The following is a 15,683-nucleotide window of genomic DNA, read 5'->3' on the forward strand; positions in this document are numbered from 1 at the left end:
CGGTCCACCGCGTCGCGCCGACTCCCATCACCGGTCACCGGTCACCGGTCCAGCGGGACCGCCGGCTCCGGCCGTACGGCAGTGCGGGCCAGGTCGGCGCGGCGCCCCGCGGCCACCCCGTCGCGGTAGCCGGTGCCGCTCATCCGCGGCACGCTGCGCCTGATGCGCGGGTACACCTCCGCCACCGCCCGCTCCACCTCGGCCCTTCGATCGGCCAGCACCAGCTCGGTGCCCGGCGCGCCGGACGCGGCCGCCCGCGACTCGGCCGCCACCAGCAGCCGGTACACCTCGTCGGTGAACCCCAGCATCCACGAGCGCCGGTAGGCCCGCACCCGGTCGGCCGGCACCGGCACCCTGGCCAGCCCCGAGGCCATCTGCAGCAGCAACGAGGTGGCCAGCAGGTCGGCCCGCTCCAGGTCCGACGCGAACCCGAACACGTGCACCCGCTGCCCGCCGTCCCCCTTGCCGATCAGCACCGGACGGCAGCGCACCGCCTCCGACACCAGGTACACCAGCCTGGCCTTCTCCCGCGCCCACGGATCGCCGAGCGTGACGACCCGGCCGGCGGGCACGCCGCGGGCCGACGAGGGCGCCGACGGCGCCGCCCGCTCGATGCCGTACTTGGCCATCAACGCCGTCGCCGCGGCCATGAACGTCTCGCGCTCGTGCTCGTTGTCGGTGCCCTCGGCCTTGGCCAGCAGCTTCCGCACCCGGTCGAGGGTGCGGCTCATCGCGGGATCGCTCACCCGGCGAGGATACGGTCCTCCTGCGCGATGACGGGGAAGGTGCCGGTGTCCACGATGCCGTGCTCGTGGTAGAGGGCCTCGATCAGCGCGTGCGCCTGCGGTTCGAGCTTCCACAGCGCCCGGTACTCCCTGGCGGTCGCCAGCGAGATGCCGATCTCCTGGGCGATGTCGACCGTGCGCGGCACGATCCGCTTGGCGATCTGCCGGTCCCAGTACTCGCGGGCGGCCCGCATCAGGGCGGCGCGCTGGGCGGTGTCCATGACCTGCGGGGTGGTGTCGAGGACCGCGACGTCCTCGTCCTCGTCCTCGACCAGGCGGGCCAGCGCCGGGGGCAGCGCGGGCCTGGCGGGCACCGGCTGGTGGTCGGTCTCGGCGGCCCACGGCACGCGGGGGTCGGCGTCGATGAGCTTGGCGGTGTTGTAGAGGGCGGCGATCTGCTGCAGCAGCGCCTCCTGGCGGGCCGGGTCGACAGCCAGCCCGGTGTGCTCGACCGCCTGGTCCATCGCCCGGTCGAGGCGGGCCATCGCCACGCGCAGCTTGCGCTCGGAGGCGCCCTGCTCGCGCAGGCTGCGGGCCTTCTTGGCGGCCAGCGCGACGCGGGTGAGCCTGCGGTGGGCGTCGACCTCGCTGGCCGTACGGTCGGACACCTCGGCCAGCCCCATGCGCACCAGCACCCGCTCCGGCGTGAAGCGCCAGTTGATGCGGCCGGTGCCGCGGATGCGGTGCCGTTCGATGGCCATGCCGCGCTCCCACAGCCACGCGGCCACCAGCGGCGCGGCCAGGCGGAAGACCGCCTCGGCCAGGCTGCGCGCGTCCATGCTGGACAGCACCGCGGTCAGGCAGGTCAGCGCCCACACGGCGATGCCGTCGATGCCCGCCGAGAAGTTCTCCCTCATGTTGCGCCGGGCGCGCACGGCCGAGGTGACGATCGCCACCTCGATGAAGGCGAACAGCAGCAGCCTGAGCGGCCCGTCGAGGCCGAGCACGTCGCCGGAGAAGCGCCACATGCCCTGGGCGGACACGCCCGTGGCGATGGAGGCGGCGACGACGGTGAGGATGTCCTCGATCGGGCGGGGAGCTATCACCTGAAGGTAGAAGCGCGCCCCCACCCGGAGGACGACGCGAAGGGCCAGGAAGGCGAGCGCCAGGGCGATCAGGGCCAGCAGGCAGACCAGCGCCGCGCTGACCGGGTGCTCCGACGCGAAAGTGGCGGCTTGCTCGATGAGAGGCATCAGTCACTTTCCGTCAGTCTCGATGTCCGACTGTATATCGACGAGATCATCGCAGAATGTCGGCTTCTTGTATGCGAAACCGAGGTGTTGGGGGTGTGCGGCCGGCGGTTTCGCCACCACATCGGGACTTCCGCCCTCGCCCGGGGGTAGGAAGCGGGCATGTCGAACCTCGCACCAGAAGACGAGCCGGACTTCGCCGACGAGCACAGCCCCTCGCCCAGCGACCCGGCCAACCAGCCGGAGCAGGACCCGGACCAGGAGGTGTACGGCGGGGACGAGGGTTACGAGCGGCCGACCGATCTTCCGCCCCCGGGATGAGCCGCAATTCCTACCAGGGGATCACATAACCGACGACCTGCCCCCCTACGCTGTCACACGTGTCTGATAATGAGTTCCCGCTCGTGCAGTTCATGCGCGAAGGTTTCGATCCGGTCGCCGAGCTGGCCCGCATCCGCACGGAGCAAGCCGCCTACCCCATGCGGATCCCCGGCGGGCAGACCGTGTGGCTGGTCACCCGCTACGAGGACGTGAAAGCCGTCCTGGGCGACGCGGGAAAGTTCAGCAACGACTTCGGCAACGTGATCGGCATGGGGGCCACCCAGGAGGATCCCGGCGGTCTCGGCTTCCGCGACCCGCCCGAGCACACCAGGCTGCGCCGCTACCTGACCCCCGAGTTCACGATGCGCCGCCTGCGCCGCCTGGAGCCGCGGATCGAGGAGATCGTGACCGGCTGCCTCGACACCATGGAGCGCAAGGGCTCGCCCGTGGACCTGGTGGAGGAGTTCGCGCTGCCGATCCCGTCGCTGGTGGTGTGCGAGCTGCTCGGCGTGCCGTACGAGGAGCGGTCCGACTTCCTGCGCCTGAGCACGGACCGGTTCGACTTCTCCGCGGGCCCGGAGGCCTCGCTCGCGGCGGTCAACGAGTCGATGGCCTTCCTCACCGAGCTGGCCAAGAGGGAGCGCAAGAACCCCGGCGACGGGCTGCTCGGGCAGCTGGTGCGCGACCACGGCGACGAGATCTCCGACAAGGAGCTGGCGGGGTTCGCCGACGGCCTGCTGACCGGCGGGCACGACACCAGCACCAGCATGCTCGCGCTGGGCACGCTGTGGCTGCTGCAGAACCCCGACGAGCTGGCCAGGGTGCGCGAGGGCGGCGAGCACGTCACCAGGGTGGTGGAGGAACTGCTGCGGTACATGAGCGTGGTCCAGGTCGCCTTCCCCCGCTTCGCCCGCGAGGACCTGGAGCTGGCCGGGCAGCCGATCGCCAAGGGCGAGATGGTGCTGTGCTCGCTGGCCGCGGCCAACCGCGACCCGGCGCTCGGCGCCGACATCGACACCGTCAAGCCGATGCGGGAGGCGCCCTCCCACCTGGCCTTCGGGCACGGCATCCACCGCTGCATCGGCGCCCCGCTGGCGCAGATGGAGATGCGCATCGCCTACCCGGCACTGCTGCGTCGCTTCCCTGAGCTGCGGCTCGCGGTGCCGTACGACGAGGTGCCCTTCAGGGAGATGGCCATCGTCTACGGGCTGAAGCGGCTGCCCGTCGCCTTCTGAGCGCGGCCGGTCTCCGGCCGGTGTGGTCGCCGCGCCCGACCGCACCGGCCGGTTCCTCGTCAGGGGCTCCTCCGCGGGCTCCTCGTCCTGGCGGCTCACGAGCCCGCTCCTCGTCCCGGCGACTCATGGGTCGGTTCCTCCTCCGGGCGGCTCACCGGCCGGCTCCTCCTCCGGGAGGCCGGAAGTCGGGTGGCCGGAAGTCGGGTGGCCGGAAGTCGGGTGGCCGGAAGTCGGGTGGCCGGAAGAGGATCAGGAGCGAGACGGCAGCGGCGAGCACGCCGAGCGTCATCACCACGACCGTGATCAGCAGCACGCGCACCTACCAGAGATGGCTCTCCCCTGGGAGCGTGTCAAGGCGTAGCGTCACAGATGTGGCAGCGATCGATCTGAGCGGTATCAGGGCCGTGGTGTTCGACACCGACGGGGTGGTCACCGACACGGCCCGGGTGCACGCCGCGGCGTGGAAGAGCGTCTTCGACCCCTACCTGCGCGCCCTCTCGTCTACGCCGTTCGACGTGCGCGAGGACTACCTCTGTCACGTCGACGGGCGCACCCGTCTCGACGGGGTCCGCACCTTCCTCGCCTCGCGCGGGATCAGGCCCGGCGAGGAGGAGGTGGCCGCGCTCGGGAGCGCCAAGGACCGGATCTTCGTCGAACAGATCGAGCGGTACGGCGTGGCGGCCTTCCCGTCGGCCGTCGGCCTGCTGCACGAGCTGCGCCACCGCGGCTGCCGTACGGCCGGCGTCTCGGCGAGCGCGCACTGCCGCAAGGTGATCACCGCGGCGGGGCTCATGCACCTATTCGACGTCGTCATCGACGGCCGGCACGACCAGCCGGGCCCCGCCTCCTTCGAGGAGGCCGCCAGGCTGCTGGACGTCCCGCCGGAGCGGGCCGCCGTGGTCGGCGACACGCTGCCGGGGATCGAGGCGGCGGCCCGCGCCGGTTTCGGGCAGGTCGTGGCGATCGACCGGGCCGGGCTGGCCTTCAAGGAACTTGGCGCCCACGTGGTCATCACGGATCTCGCGGAGCTGGACGTCACCGGCCGTGTTCCTCTATAACGTGCGGTTATGACGGACAACCTCGACCTCGCCGCGCGCGCCCAGGAGCTCGCCGACCGCGCGCCCGCCGGGTCGCTCAGCCGTACCGCCGCCCACTCCGTCGCCATCACGCTGGCGACCACCAGGGACGCCGAGCACGCCAGGAACGTGCTCGACGGCCTCGATCCCGTCGACGTCCGGCGGGCCGCCCTGGAGCTCTTCGGCGAGCTCACGGCGGGCGAGCCGGACGCCGCGCGCTAGCGGCGGCGGCTCCGGCCGTCCGGAAGCCGCGTTACGGACCGGGCGGGGGGAGGCACCGACGGGCAGGCGTCATATCCTGGATGAACCCTTGTCCGCCGACCCCAAACGGTGATCTGTATGTTCGAGGTCTTCTCGGCCCTCGCGCCGCCCGCGATCGTGGCCACCGCCTTCCTGCTCGGCGTCCGCGCCCTGCTCAAGCACGAAAAGGCGGCCAGGGCGCAGGAGCGCCGCGAGGCGATGGCCGAGAGGCGGGCCGCCGCGGGCGGGCAGTAGGGGTCAGGCGGCCTTCTCCTGCGGTTCGACGCCCGCCGGCAGAGTCGCACCGCCCCCTCGATCAGCGCCCCCTCGCGTGCGCTTACGGCTGGGGTGGGGCGCGCTGGGGGTGGGCGCGCGCCTGCGGCTCGGATGGGTGGGCTCGCGACCGAGGGCGCCGATGGATCCTGCCGGCCCCATCCGCGAGGGCCTCTTGCTCTCCGCCGTCACAGGACGGTCGCGGGGATGTTGCCCTCACGCGGCCGCGGCGCGGATGATCTGCCCGTGGACCGGAAACAGCGGATGCCGAGACCCGTGGACATCGCCTGCCTGCTTCTGACGATCCAGTCGGCGCTGGCCGCCGTAGGCGCGGTGTTCATGGGTGGGCTGCTCGTGGGGACGTCCGACGCGCCGTGGATCGCCTGGACGCTGGTGTCCGCGGCGCTCGCGGCCGGGGTCTGCGGCTGGATCCTGGCCGACCGGGTCTCCTCCCGCAGGCGGCGTGTCCTTCTCGCGGTCGTGGCGCTGGAGGCCGCGGTCTTCGCCGCGGGGCTGGCCAAGACGCTCGCGGAGTCCGGCGTCGAGGTGTTCACGCTTGTCAACCCGCAGCTGGTCGTGCCCGTCGTGGTGGTCGGCCTCCTGCTGGGCCCGCCGTCGGGAAGGGCCTGGTTCGACCGCTGAGGGCCCACCGACTCCCCCACTTCCGGCCTGCCGTACCCGGGGCTGGCCCTTCCCGGGCCCTGCCCTTCCCGGGCCTGCCGTACCCGAGCCTGCCGTATCCGGGGCTGGCCTGCCGTACCCGGGCCTGCCGTACCCGTCGCTTCCCCTTACCCCGGCCTGCCGTACCGGCTGCTTCCCGCTCCTCCGCTCAGGCCGCGGTACCCGCTCCCCCCGCTCAGGCGGCGGCGATGATCTCGATCTCGACCAGCCACTCGGTGACGAGGGTCTGCGCCACGATCGCGGTCGTCGGCACGGGACGGCCGCCGAGCGCCGCTACCCTCGCCTTGGCGTTGGCCTCGGCATAGGAGGGGTCGCGCAGGTAGCTGGTGAGCCGCACGATGTTGTCGACGGTCATCCCGGCGGAGGCGAGGATGGCGCGGATGTTGGACCAGATGAGCTCCAGCTGGTCCTCCAGGGTGGCGCCGGGGACGCCCTGAGGGTCAAGGCCCATCGTGCCCGCGACGAACAGCAGCCGTTGGGCCCCGCTGACCTCGATGGCGTGCACGTAGTCGGCGGTGGCGGGGTAGACGCCTTCGGTCGGGTTGCGCGGGGTGATGTCCATAGCGCCGCAATGTATCCGACGCGTCCTGGCGGGGGCTCGCCGTTTTCGCCCTGCCCGGCACTCGTCCCACCCTGACGGGGGCTCGCCATTTTCGCCCTGCCCGGCACTCGTCCCACCCTGACGGGGGCTCGCCATATTCGTCCTGCCCGGCACCGATCGTCCCACCCGGGGCGTCCCCGGCCGGCACGTGCCGTCGCCGTCCCGTTACCGTCGACTCCACACCCTTGACGCTGCCGAGTCAGGCGATGTAGAAAGCTCGCGAAGATCACAAACAGGGGTGGGACAGCGAACGTGTTCTGACGATCACAGGAGATGTCTGATGACGGACGACCGCAATCTCACCGAACATCTCGCGCGAACCGCTCATGATCAGGGATGGCTCGACCGCCCGGCATATCTCACCGCAAGCACCGTCCACCGGTACGCCGACGTCTTCGCCGGGGCCGAGCGGGTGGCCGGGTTCCTGTCCGCCTCCGGCGTCCGCAGGGGAGACCGGGTGCTGGCGTCGCTGCCCGACGGCATCGACCTGATCTGGACCATTCTCGGCACGCTCCGTATCGGCGCGATCGTCGCGCTGGTCAACGCCGACCTCCACCCCGACGAGCTGCGGCAGACGGCCGAGCTCGCGCGGCCGAAGCTCACCATCGCCGACCCGCGCATCGCCGACGTCTTCGACGGCGCCACGGTCACACCGGCCCTGATCCCGGCCGAGCCCGGACAGGTTCCGGCGCCCGCCGCGGCCGCATGCGGCCCGGACACCCCCGGCATCGCCCTCCTCACCTCGGGAACGACCACCGGACGCCCCCGTCTGTGCTTCCACACGCACGGCGACCCCCACGTCTTCGCCTCCGCGTTCGGCCGGGTCCTGGACCTGCGGCCCGACGACGTGAGCCTGTCCGTGTCCCGCATGTACTTCTCGTACGGGCTCGGAAACACGCTCCTCTACCCGCTGCTCAGCGGGAGCGCCGCCGTACTCGCGGCGGAACGGCCTGCGCCCGCCGCCGCGCTCGCCGCGATGCGCGACCTCGGCGTCACCGTGTTCTACGCCCAGCCGAGCTTCTACGCCAGGCTGCTCGCCGAGCCGGACCTGTCGCCACTGGCCGGCCTCCGGCTGGCCGTCACCGCCGGCGAGGTGCTCGCCCCGGGCCTGGCGGCCGGCCTGCGGGAGGTGCTGGGGGGACGGCTGCTCAATGTCCTCGGCACCACGGAGGTGGGGCAGGTGTTCGCCGCGAACAGCCTCGCGGAGGCCAGGGAAGGCACGGTCGGCCGCTGCCTGCCCCCGTTCCGGGTACGGCTGGTCGACGACGCGGGCGAACCCGTGCCCGCCGGGGCGGAAGGCAACCTGGAGGTCGCCGGGCCCACCATCGCTCCCGGCATCGGCTCCCCGTCGGACGTGCCCCGGCACGGCGAGGGCACGTGGTGGCCCACGGGTGACACGGCGACCATGGACGACGACGGCTACATCCGGATCCACGGCAGAGCCGACGACATCGAGATCGTCGGCGGGCAGAACGTGCACCCCGCGGAGATCGAGGACGTCCTGGCGCAGCATCCGCTGGTGATCGAGGCGGCGGTCTGCTCGACACGGGCCGAGGACGGCACGTCGAGGCTGCTGGCCTACGTCATCGCCAAGGGCGACGAGAGCGATCACGCCGCGATACGCAGCGACTTGTCCGACTCGGCCAAGGAGCGGCTGTCCTGGTACAAGGTCCCATCGGAGATCGTCTTCGTGACCGAGCTGCCGCGAACCTCCACGGGCAAGCTCAGCCGGCGGCGACTACGGGCTCAGGCGGCACGCTGACCGGCGGGAGGCGGCACACATGACGACACACCCGAACGGACTCCACTGCCGATTACTCCCTTCCGGCGAACCGGCGCCCTCCGGACGTCACGTCCTCGGCCGGATCGCGTTCATGGACCACCACCGTGCTCCCGCGATCCGCGCAGGCGTGGCCGACATGGGTGTCCACCTGGCCAAGGACGGGAACAGCCGCGTCACCGAGGTGTGGGAGACGGATGCTCCCGTCACGTCAGGCATGTACCAGGACCTGGTCTACGCCCACGACGGCGAGTACCTCTTCTGCGCCGGCCAGGTCCCGGCCACCAGGTCGTACCGGGAGCCGGTCCGCGACGCCTACCGGACGGCCTTCGATCTGCTCGCCAAACTCGACTACCCCGCCGTCATGCGGATCTGGCAGTTCATCACCGACATCAACCGCGCCAACCCGGACGGCCTGGAGGTCTACCGGGACTTCTGCCTCGGCCGGGCAGAGGCGGTGGATCGCCTTCTCGGGCGAGCCGACGACATGCCGGCCGCGACCGGGGTCGGCGCGCTGGGCGGCGGCATCAGCTGGTACCTGTTGGCGTCGCGGAGCGGGCGGGCGCGCAACATCGAAAACCCGCTGCAGGTGCCCGCCCCGTCCTATCCGCACCGGTACGGTCCTCGCCCGCCGAAGTTCGCCCGCGCCACCTGCTTCACTCCGAGCGGCCTCGGGGGCGCCGGTGACCTCTTCGTCGCCGGTACGGCCGGCATCCTCGGCCACCGGACGGTTCACGCGGGCGACGTCGAGAAGCAGTGCGACGTGACCCTCGGCAACATCGCGACGGTCATCGGCCGGGAGAACCTGCTGGCCCACGGGATCGATGACGGCCGGACCCTGAAGGACCTCCGCTTCGTCAAGGTCTACGTCCGTCACGAGGAGGACGTCCCGCTCGTCGCCGCCAAGTGCGAGCAGGCCTTCTCCGACAGGGCGGAGATCGCCTACTTCACCGTCGACATCTGCCGGTCGGACCTGCTGGTGGAGATCGAAGGCATCGCCCCGCGCCCCTGACACGCCTCCGGCGCCCGGGCTACGGGTGACCCGCCAGTGCTCGGCCCGCTTGTCCGGGGTCGCGCGGTCGTCCGGTCAGGGCGCCGGTCTCGGCCCGGGTCTGCTCGACCTGGTGGATCTGCGCCACCGCACCGCGCACGACAGCGCGGCGTCGCCGTCGCTCAGGCGATGATCTTTCTGATCTCGGCGACCAGTCTGGCCACGGGGGGGTTCCGGTGCCCGCGGCGTCCACACGACGGCCAGCTCGTAGGGCTCGGCGCCGGTCAGGGGAAGCCACCGGACGCCGGGCGCCGGAGCCCATCGGCTCAGCGGCTGCTCTCCGACGAGGGGGTGCCGCTGGAGAGCATCTCCCGCCTGGTCGGCCACTTCAACACGACCGTCACGGAGACCGTCTACCGCAAGCAGCTCAGACCGGTGATGCTGGAGGGAGCGCAGGCGATGGACCGGATCTTCCCCTCTGAGGCATAGTCACTCAGCTGGTCACTCAGAAGATCAAAAAGGCCGCCTCCCTGTCTGGGAAGCGGCCTTTGAGCTGGTGGGCGATACTGGGATCGAACCAGTGACCTCTTCGGTGTGAACGAAGCGCTCTCCCGCTGAGCTAATCGCCCGCCCTGTCCGGCCCCTCGCGGCGCCGACGTGGAAAACCATACCGCACTTCCCGACCACGCGCGAAGCGGCGCCGATCGGCAGGGGATTCGGGCCAAACGCGGCGGTTGCCCATCAGCATGGTGGCTCTGTGGCATACCATCGAGCTGTTCCGGAAGGCCCCGATCGCCCGAAAGGTCGCGCGGGGCGCGCCGGATCGACGCCGGCAACCGCAAAACCCTCGCAAACATCATCCAAGTTAATGATGTTTAGCCAGGTAGATGCCCAAATGTCCAGCTGTGAGTTGCGTTACAGAAGGGCCTGGAGGCGGAATCTTTCCTACAGGTTTCTTCGTTCGGCGTCATAGCTCAGGACGAAGTCCGTCAGAGCAGTGAAAGCCCCGAAGAGGGGACCGTACGACGAAAAGGTTTGGCTGACGATGAACAGCACCACCGTCTCCGCCGAGCTTGGCCTTCGGCTTGTGGTCCCCGACCGTACCACCGTCCCCCTGCTCGCCGGGCTGAGCTATACAGCCGACGACCCGTACGCCATCCGCATGGCCTTCCACGTAGGGAACGACGAACCGGTCGAGTGGATCTTCGCCCGTGAACTGCTGACTGTAGGCATCGTGAGACGTGTCGGCGACGGCGACGTGCAGGTGTGGCCCGCACGCGCCGACGGCGAGCGCACGCTTCACATCAGCCTGACGTCGCCGTTCGGACAGGCGCTCTTCGAAGTCCCCCTGGCACCCCTGACCGAGTTCCTGCACCGCACGTACGAGCTCGTACCCGCGGGCAGGGAGACCGATTTCATGGACCTGGACTCCGAGCTGACCAACATGCTCTGGCCGTCCTGACCTGTCCCTCCTCCCCCGCCGGCCACCTCGTCGTCGGACGACCCGTCGGCGCGCCTCCCGCGGCGCTCGGCCCGCACCGTTCCTGGTGCGGGCCGTTTCGCGTCTCAGAGCCTGGCGAGGGCCTCCTTCATCCGTGCCACCTCGATGCCCTGGCCCGAGTAGACGTCCTTGGCCATCAGCCGCATGCGCTGGTCCTGGCCGCCGGACAGCTCCTCGCCTGCCATCCGCATCGCGCCCTCGTGATGCCTGATCATCAGCTCGAGGAACAGCCGGTCGAAGGCCGGGCCGCGCGCGGCTCGCAGCCTGTTCATCTCCTCCAGCGACGCCATCCCGTAGGCGCCGGCGGCGTGCGAGCCGTGATCGGGTACGGCCCTGCCGAGCGCGCGCAGCCAGTCGCGCATGACGTCGATCTCCGGCTGCTGGGTGAGCGCGATCTGCCGCGCCATGCCGAGCACACCCGTGGTCGTCGTGCGCGACCCGGCCAGGTCGGCCATCTCGAGCGCCTGCCGGTGGTGCGGGATCATGCCTTCGGCGAACCGCACGTCCGCCGCCACGGCCGACCAGTCGCGGGAGGGGAGCAACTCTCCCGGCGCGGCCGTACGGCCGGCCCCGCCCGGCGTGTCAGGCACGATCACCGGAGCGCCTGAACCGACCGCCGAGGGCCCGTCGTGCTCCGCCGCGGCGCAACCCGTCAGCGCCGATGTCACCAATACCGTGACGATAAGTCCGCACGTTCGGAACCTGGCTGGCATAGCTTCCATACTGGGCCACGATTCCGAAGGGGGCGCGTGTGAAGGTGACCAGGCTGGGTGCTGTGGTGACGATGATGCTGGTGGTGTCGGCGTGCGCGTCGGCGCCACCGCCCGTGCAACCCCCACGCGCCGCCTCCTCGTCGTCGGCTCCGGCCTCCGCCCCGGCGGCCTCCACCCAGGGCTCCGGCGGCGACGAGGTGACGACGAGCGCCAACGTCAGGCTGGTCGCCAACGTGCCGCGCGAGGCCCCGCTCAACGGCAGCACGAACTGGAACTCCGACCTGGCCTTCCAGGGCGACTACGCCTTCGTCGGCAACTTCGGCGGCTTCACGATCTACGACATCAGCGACCCCACCAAGCCGAAGACGGTCAGCAAGGTCGCCTGCGAGTCGCAGCAGAACGACGTGTCCGTCCACGGGAACCTGCTGTTCCTGTCGGTGGACGAGGTCCGCTCCGACCCGACGTGCGCCTCGAAGCCGGCCGGCCTGGGCTCCTCGGACGGCGGCACGCCGTGGGAGGGCATCCGGATCTTCGACATCACCGACAAGACGGCGCCCAAGTACGTGAGCTCGGTGGCGACCGACTGCGGCTCGCACACGCACACCATGGTGCCCGGCAAGGACCCCGACACCCTCTACATCTACGTCTCCTCGCCGGGGCCCGAGCCCAGCTCCAAGACCTGCCCCGCGCCGCACGAGCTGATCCAGATCGTCGAGGTGCCGGTGAAGGACCCGAAGCAGGCCAAGGTGGTCGCCTCGCCCAACATCTTCCCCGAGGGGCAGGGCAGCGACTCGTTCATGGCGGGCTGCCACGACATCACCGCCTATCCTGAGAAGAACCTGGCCGCCGCCGCCTGCTTCGGCGACGGGGTGCTCCTCGACATCACCGACCGGGTGAAGCCGAAGGTGCTGCAGCAGATCAAGGACAAGGAGAACTTCCAGATCTGGCACTCGGCGACCTTCAACAACGACGCCACGAAGGTGGTCTTCGGCGACGAGCTCGGCGGCGGCGGGATGGCGACCTGCGACTCCAGGACGCCCAGGACCAAGGGCGCGAACGCGATCTACGACATCGTGAACGGCAAGCTGGAGCGGCGCGGCTACTTCAAGATGCCGCGCGAGCAGGCCCCCAAGGAGAACTGCGTCGCGCACAACGGGTCGCTGATCCCGGTCAAGGGCAAGGACATCATGGTCCAGGGCTGGTACCAGGGCGGGGTGTCCATCTGGGACTTCACCGACTCGAACGCGCCGAAGGAGATCGGTTTCTTCGACCGGCCGGCCGAGCACTCGCAGATGATCGCGGGATCGTGGTCGGCGTACTACTACAACGGCTACATCTACTCCAGCGACATACTGCGCGGCCTGGACGTCATCGCGATCGACGACCCGCTGACCGATCCCGCCAAGTCGGTGAAGATGGCCGACTTCAACGTGCAGACCCAGAAGACCTACTGAGTCCTGGCCGGCGGCGGGGGCGAGCCGGGCCCCCGCCGCGTACAGTCACGCGACCGCCGGGTGACATGGCGGGGACCGGAGCCCGAGAGGTCAGCGCGGGTCGGTGTCGGCCGCCGAGCGGACCGCGAAGACCTCCTGGGCCTTGGCCGTGACCGGGCCCGGCGCGGACGGCAGGACGGTGCCGTCGACCAGCCTGATCGGCTGGATGTCGCGCGTCGTCGAGGTCAGGAACGCCTCCTCCGCCTCGTAGAGCGCCGAGAGCGGCACGTCGGCCTCCTCCCCGCCGCACCACTCCAGGGTCAGCGCGCGGGTGACACCCGCCAGGCAGCCGGAGGCGAGCGTGGGAGTGATGAGGCGGCCGTCCTGGACGAGGAAGATGTTGGATCCGGTGCCCTCGCACAGGTTGCCGACCAGGTTGCCGAAGATGGCCTCGCCGCCGCCGCGGGCCTTGGCGTAGGCCAGCGCCTTGGCGTTGTCGCCGTAGGAGGTCGACTTCACCCCGGCCAGGGCGCCGCGCTCGTTGCGCGGCCACGGGACCACGGTCACGTCGGCGGTGAGCGGGAAGGCGGCCTGCTCGCCCACGATGACGATCGCGGTCGTGCCCTGGTCGCCGCGGTCGGAGCCGAGGGGGCCAGGCCCGCTGGTGTAGGTGATGCGGATGCGGCCGAGCGGCCAGGCGGGCGCCTCGGCCAGGCAGCGCCGTACGCCGTCGGCGATCGCCTCGAGGTCCGGCTCGGGCAGGTCCATGCGCTGGGCCGACAGCTTCAGCCGGTCGAGGTGCCTGGTGAGCGCGAACGACTCCCCGTTGACGCACTTGACGGTCTCGAACACGCCGTCGCCCACCATCAGCCCGTGGTCGAACACCGAGACGGTGGCCTGCGCCGGATCCAGTAGTTCCCCGTTGACCCAGACGGGAACGTTCATCGATTTCCTCCTGAGGACGCCAGTTGGATGAGCCTCGACGCCTTGAGCTCGGTCTCGCGCCATTCCCCGCGGGGGTCGCTCCCCCAGGTGATGCCTGCCCCCGTGCCGAAGCGGATCTCCCCTTCGGTGATCCAGAACGTGCGGATGCCGACGGCCAGCGCGGCCGTGCGCCGGTCGGCGTCGACCCAGCCCACCGCCCCACAGTACGGCCCGCGAGGCTCGGTTTCGAGCTCATTGATGATGCGCAGGGCCGAAGATTTCGGCGCTCCGGTGACCGAGCCGGGCGGGAAGGTGGCGGCGAACAGCTCGGCCCATCCGGCGCCCTCGGCCAGCGTGGCGCGCACGGTCGACACCAGGTGGACCAGTCCGGGGTGCTCCTCGACCGCGCACAGCGCCGGCACGCTCACCGAGCCGACCTCGGCCACCCTGCCGAGGTCGTTGCGGACCAGGTCGACGATCATGACGTTCTCGGCGTAGTCCTTGTCGAGCAGGTCGGCGGCGGTGACGCCGGTGCCCTTGATGGGCCTGGACTCGATGGTGGAGCCGGCGCGGGAGAGGTACAGCTCGGGCGAGGCCGACACCACGCTCAGCCCCGGCACGCTGACCACGGCGGCGTAGGGCGCGGGGTTGCCCTCCTGGAGGCGGGCGGCGAGCGCGAGGGGGTCGGCCGCGGGGTCGAGCGGCGCGGACAGGACGCGGCACAGGTTGGCCTGGTAGACCTCGCCCTGCTCGATGTAGTCGCGGATGCGCTGCACACCGCGTTCGTAGGCGGCCTGGTCGAGCGAGCTGCGCCATTCCTCGGGCGCGGGGCCGCGCCATGCTCCGGCGGCGGGCAGCGGGGCCGGCCGTACGTCGTCGAAGCCAGCGCAGGTGACCTTGCCCTCGTAGTCGACCACGACCGCCCACCAGCCCGCGCTGTCGAGCGCGGCCAGGTCGGTGGTGAGGTCCCTGAGCCTGGTCGCCAGGAGGCCGCCGACATGGGCGAAACTGTCTTGCACGCCCCTATTGTCCCAGTATTCCGACGAGCGCCAGCGCGGACGGCAGCGGCACGTCCGGCAGCGCCGCGTAAACCTTCCTGCGCGGCCCCTCCTCGGAGATCGGCCGCACCACCAGATCGTCGGGTACGGCCCGCGCCGCCAGCTCCGGCACCAGCGTGACGCCGAGGCCCGCCGCGACGTAGCCGAACTTGCCCGTCCATTCGGCCACCCGCAGCCCGCCCCGCGGCGTGAAACCCGCCCGGGCGCAGGCCGCGGTCAGGATCGTCGGCCGGCCCGGCGGCGCCGCCTCGATCCAGGTCTCCTCGGCCAGGTCGCGCAGGTCGACCACCTCACGATCGGCCAGCCGGTGATGCGCGGGCAGCGCCACGAGCAGCCGCTCCTCCAGCAGCAGCACGGTCTCGGCGGCCGCGGGCAGGCCGGCCGGGTAGTCGCTGACCACGGCCACGTCGAGGGCGCCGCCGTTGAGCTGGTCGAGCAGCAGCCCGGTCAGCCCCTCGGTCAGGCGCACCTCGACGCCGGGGAAGCGCTCGCCGAAGGTCTTGAGCGCCTGCGGGACCAGCCACACGTTCGCGGTGGCGAAGGCGCCGACGCGCAGCGTGCCGCCCTCGCCCCGGTGGATCGCGGCCAGTTCCTCCCCGGCCCGTTCCAGACGGTCGAGGACGGCCACGGCGTGCCGCTGCAGCGCGACGCCCGCCGGGGTGAGCCGGACGCCCCTGGCCAGGCGGACGAACAGCGGGCCGCCCGCCGCGCGCTCCAGCGCGGCGATGCGGCGCGAGACCGCCGACTGGGTGTAGCCGAGCAACTCGGCCGCGCCGGTGAAGGAGCCCTCGCGGGCGACCTCGGTGAACAGCCGCAAGTCATTCGTTTCAAGCATGGCTGGCATGCAGCCTAGTCGGTGGTGGAATGGCTCGTATCACTAT

General features: G+C 71.1%; 19 protein-coding genes and 1 tRNA gene. 11 read left to right on the forward strand and 9 right to left on the reverse strand.

Annotation, left to right across the window (positions count from 1 at the left end; translation table 11 throughout):
• Window positions 1–41: 41 nt before the first annotated feature.
• Together ACWENQ_RS26120 and ACWENQ_RS26125 are read right to left on the reverse strand one after the other, a co-directional pair.
• A complete protein-coding gene (locus ACWENQ_RS26120; protein ID WP_452416608.1) occupies window positions 42–746 on the reverse strand; it encodes a DUF2786 domain-containing protein in 705 nt (234 codons plus the stop codon).
• On the reverse strand, window positions 743–1,978 hold the full coding sequence (locus ACWENQ_RS26125) for a hypothetical protein (RefSeq protein WP_354912244.1): 1,236 nt from the start codon (window positions 1,976–1,978) through the stop codon (window positions 743–745). The genes ACWENQ_RS26120 and ACWENQ_RS26125 overlap by 4 nt, the downstream gene beginning before the upstream one ends.
• Before the next feature lie 159 nt (window positions 1,979–2,137).
• On the opposite strand from ACWENQ_RS26125, the gene ACWENQ_RS26130 reads away from it, so the two are divergent.
• Both ACWENQ_RS26130 and ACWENQ_RS26135 read left to right on the forward strand, forming a co-directional pair.
• Window positions 2,138–2,296 (forward strand): hypothetical protein, encoded by a 159-nt coding sequence (locus ACWENQ_RS26130; protein WP_449926258.1) that lies wholly within the window; start codon window positions 2,138–2,140, stop codon window positions 2,294–2,296.
• 59 nt (window positions 2,297–2,355) lie between these two features.
• A complete protein-coding gene (locus tag ACWENQ_RS26135) occupies window positions 2,356–3,531 on the forward strand; it encodes a cytochrome P450 (protein ID WP_449926255.1) in 1,176 nt (391 codons plus the stop codon).
• Window positions 3,532–3,682: 151 nt separating this feature from the next.
• Here the strand turns inward: ACWENQ_RS26135 and ACWENQ_RS26140 are convergent, their stop codons facing one another.
• Window positions 3,683–3,850: a hypothetical protein gene (locus ACWENQ_RS26140; RefSeq protein WP_452416610.1), complete on the reverse strand. Its 168-nt coding sequence runs from the start codon at window positions 3,848–3,850 to the stop codon at window positions 3,683–3,685.
• A 52-nt stretch (window positions 3,851–3,902) separates the two neighbouring features.
• Between ACWENQ_RS26140 and ACWENQ_RS26145 the strand changes: the two genes are divergently transcribed.
• The 4 genes from ACWENQ_RS26145 to ACWENQ_RS26160 all read left to right on the forward strand — a co-directional run bounded on the left by ACWENQ_RS26145 (window position 3,903) and on the right by ACWENQ_RS26160 (window position 5,762).
• Window positions 3,903–4,589 (forward strand): HAD family hydrolase, encoded by a 687-nt coding sequence (locus ACWENQ_RS26145; protein WP_452416612.1) that lies wholly within the window; start codon window positions 3,903–3,905, stop codon window positions 4,587–4,589.
• Between the two features lie 9 nt (window positions 4,590–4,598).
• On the forward strand, window positions 4,599–4,829 hold the full coding sequence (locus tag ACWENQ_RS26150) for a hypothetical protein (protein WP_449926246.1): 231 nt from the start codon (window positions 4,599–4,601) through the stop codon (window positions 4,827–4,829).
• A 117-nt stretch (window positions 4,830–4,946) separates the two neighbouring features.
• Window positions 4,947–5,102, forward strand: coding sequence for a hypothetical protein (locus ACWENQ_RS26155; protein ID WP_354912260.1), 156 nt, complete (start codon window positions 4,947–4,949; stop codon window positions 5,100–5,102).
• A gap of 264 nt (window positions 5,103–5,366) precedes the next feature.
• Complete coding sequence (locus ACWENQ_RS26160) at window positions 5,367–5,762, forward strand: hypothetical protein (protein ID WP_452416614.1); 396 nt, start codon at window positions 5,367–5,369, stop codon at window positions 5,760–5,762.
• 214 nt (window positions 5,763–5,976) lie between these two features.
• On the opposite strand, the gene ACWENQ_RS26165 is transcribed toward ACWENQ_RS26160, so the two are convergent.
• Entirely contained in the window at window positions 5,977–6,363 is a 387-nt protein-coding gene (locus ACWENQ_RS26165) for a RidA family protein (protein WP_449926240.1), read from the reverse strand.
• A 319-nt stretch (window positions 6,364–6,682) separates the two neighbouring features.
• Between ACWENQ_RS26165 and ACWENQ_RS26170 the strand changes: the two genes are divergently transcribed.
• The 3 genes from ACWENQ_RS26170 to ACWENQ_RS26180 all read left to right on the forward strand — a co-directional run bounded on the left by ACWENQ_RS26170 (window position 6,683) and on the right by ACWENQ_RS26180 (window position 9,662).
• Complete coding sequence (locus ACWENQ_RS26170) at window positions 6,683–8,164, forward strand: class I adenylate-forming enzyme family protein (RefSeq protein WP_452416616.1); 1,482 nt, start codon at window positions 6,683–6,685, stop codon at window positions 8,162–8,164.
• A 19-nt stretch (window positions 8,165–8,183) separates the two neighbouring features.
• Entirely contained in the window at window positions 8,184–9,194 is a 1,011-nt protein-coding gene (locus tag ACWENQ_RS26175) for an FkbO/Hyg5 family chorismatase (protein ID WP_452416617.1), read from the forward strand.
• Window positions 9,195–9,362: 168 nt separating this feature from the next.
• Entirely contained in the window at window positions 9,363–9,662 is a 300-nt protein-coding gene (locus ACWENQ_RS26180) for a hypothetical protein (RefSeq protein WP_452416619.1), read from the forward strand.
• A 65-nt stretch (window positions 9,663–9,727) separates the two neighbouring features.
• Here ACWENQ_RS26180 and ACWENQ_RS26185 read toward each other — a convergent pair.
• A tRNA-Val gene (locus ACWENQ_RS26185) sits at window positions 9,728–9,802 on the reverse strand.
• Between the two features lie 416 nt (window positions 9,803–10,218).
• On the opposite strand from ACWENQ_RS26185, the gene ACWENQ_RS26190 reads away from it, so the two are divergent.
• On the forward strand, window positions 10,219–10,635 hold the full coding sequence (locus ACWENQ_RS26190) for an SsgA family sporulation/cell division regulator (RefSeq protein ID WP_354912278.1): 417 nt from the start codon (window positions 10,219–10,221) through the stop codon (window positions 10,633–10,635).
• 104 nt (window positions 10,636–10,739) lie between these two features.
• On the opposite strand, the gene ACWENQ_RS26195 is transcribed toward ACWENQ_RS26190, so the two are convergent.
• Window positions 10,740–11,270 carry a DUF305 domain-containing protein gene (locus tag ACWENQ_RS26195; RefSeq protein WP_449926228.1) on the reverse strand — a complete coding sequence of 177 codons (531 nt, stop codon included), beginning with the start codon at window positions 11,268–11,270 and terminating at the stop codon, window positions 10,740–10,742.
• 155 nt (window positions 11,271–11,425) lie between these two features.
• Between ACWENQ_RS26195 and ACWENQ_RS26200 the strand changes: the two genes are divergently transcribed.
• Window positions 11,426–12,841, forward strand: a complete 1,416-nt coding sequence (locus tag ACWENQ_RS26200) for an LVIVD repeat-containing protein (RefSeq protein WP_452416620.1) — start codon at window positions 11,426–11,428, stop codon at window positions 12,839–12,841.
• A 90-nt stretch (window positions 12,842–12,931) separates the two neighbouring features.
• Here ACWENQ_RS26200 and ACWENQ_RS26205 read toward each other — a convergent pair whose 3' ends face one another.
• Genes ACWENQ_RS26205 through ACWENQ_RS26215 form a run of 3 tightly spaced genes read right to left on the reverse strand, consistent with a single transcriptional unit; the run spans window position 12,932 to window position 15,637 of the window.
• Window positions 12,932–13,765: an aminotransferase class IV gene (locus ACWENQ_RS26205; RefSeq protein ID WP_452416621.1), complete on the reverse strand. Its 834-nt coding sequence runs from the start codon at window positions 13,763–13,765 to the stop codon at window positions 12,932–12,934.
• The gene (locus ACWENQ_RS26210; RefSeq protein ID WP_449926219.1) at window positions 13,762–14,763 is read right to left on the reverse strand and encodes a chorismate-binding protein; all 1,002 of its coding nucleotides are present in this window, start codon (window positions 14,761–14,763) and stop codon (window positions 13,762–13,764) included. The genes ACWENQ_RS26205 and ACWENQ_RS26210 overlap by 4 nt, the downstream gene beginning before the upstream one ends.
• Before the next feature lie 4 nt (window positions 14,764–14,767).
• On the reverse strand, window positions 14,768–15,637 hold the full coding sequence (locus ACWENQ_RS26215; protein WP_449926216.1) for a LysR family transcriptional regulator: 870 nt from the start codon (window positions 15,635–15,637) through the stop codon (window positions 14,768–14,770).
• Window positions 15,638–15,683: the final 46 nt, after the last annotated feature.

It is taken from the genome of Nonomuraea sp. NPDC004354 (genome assembly GCF_053602555.1).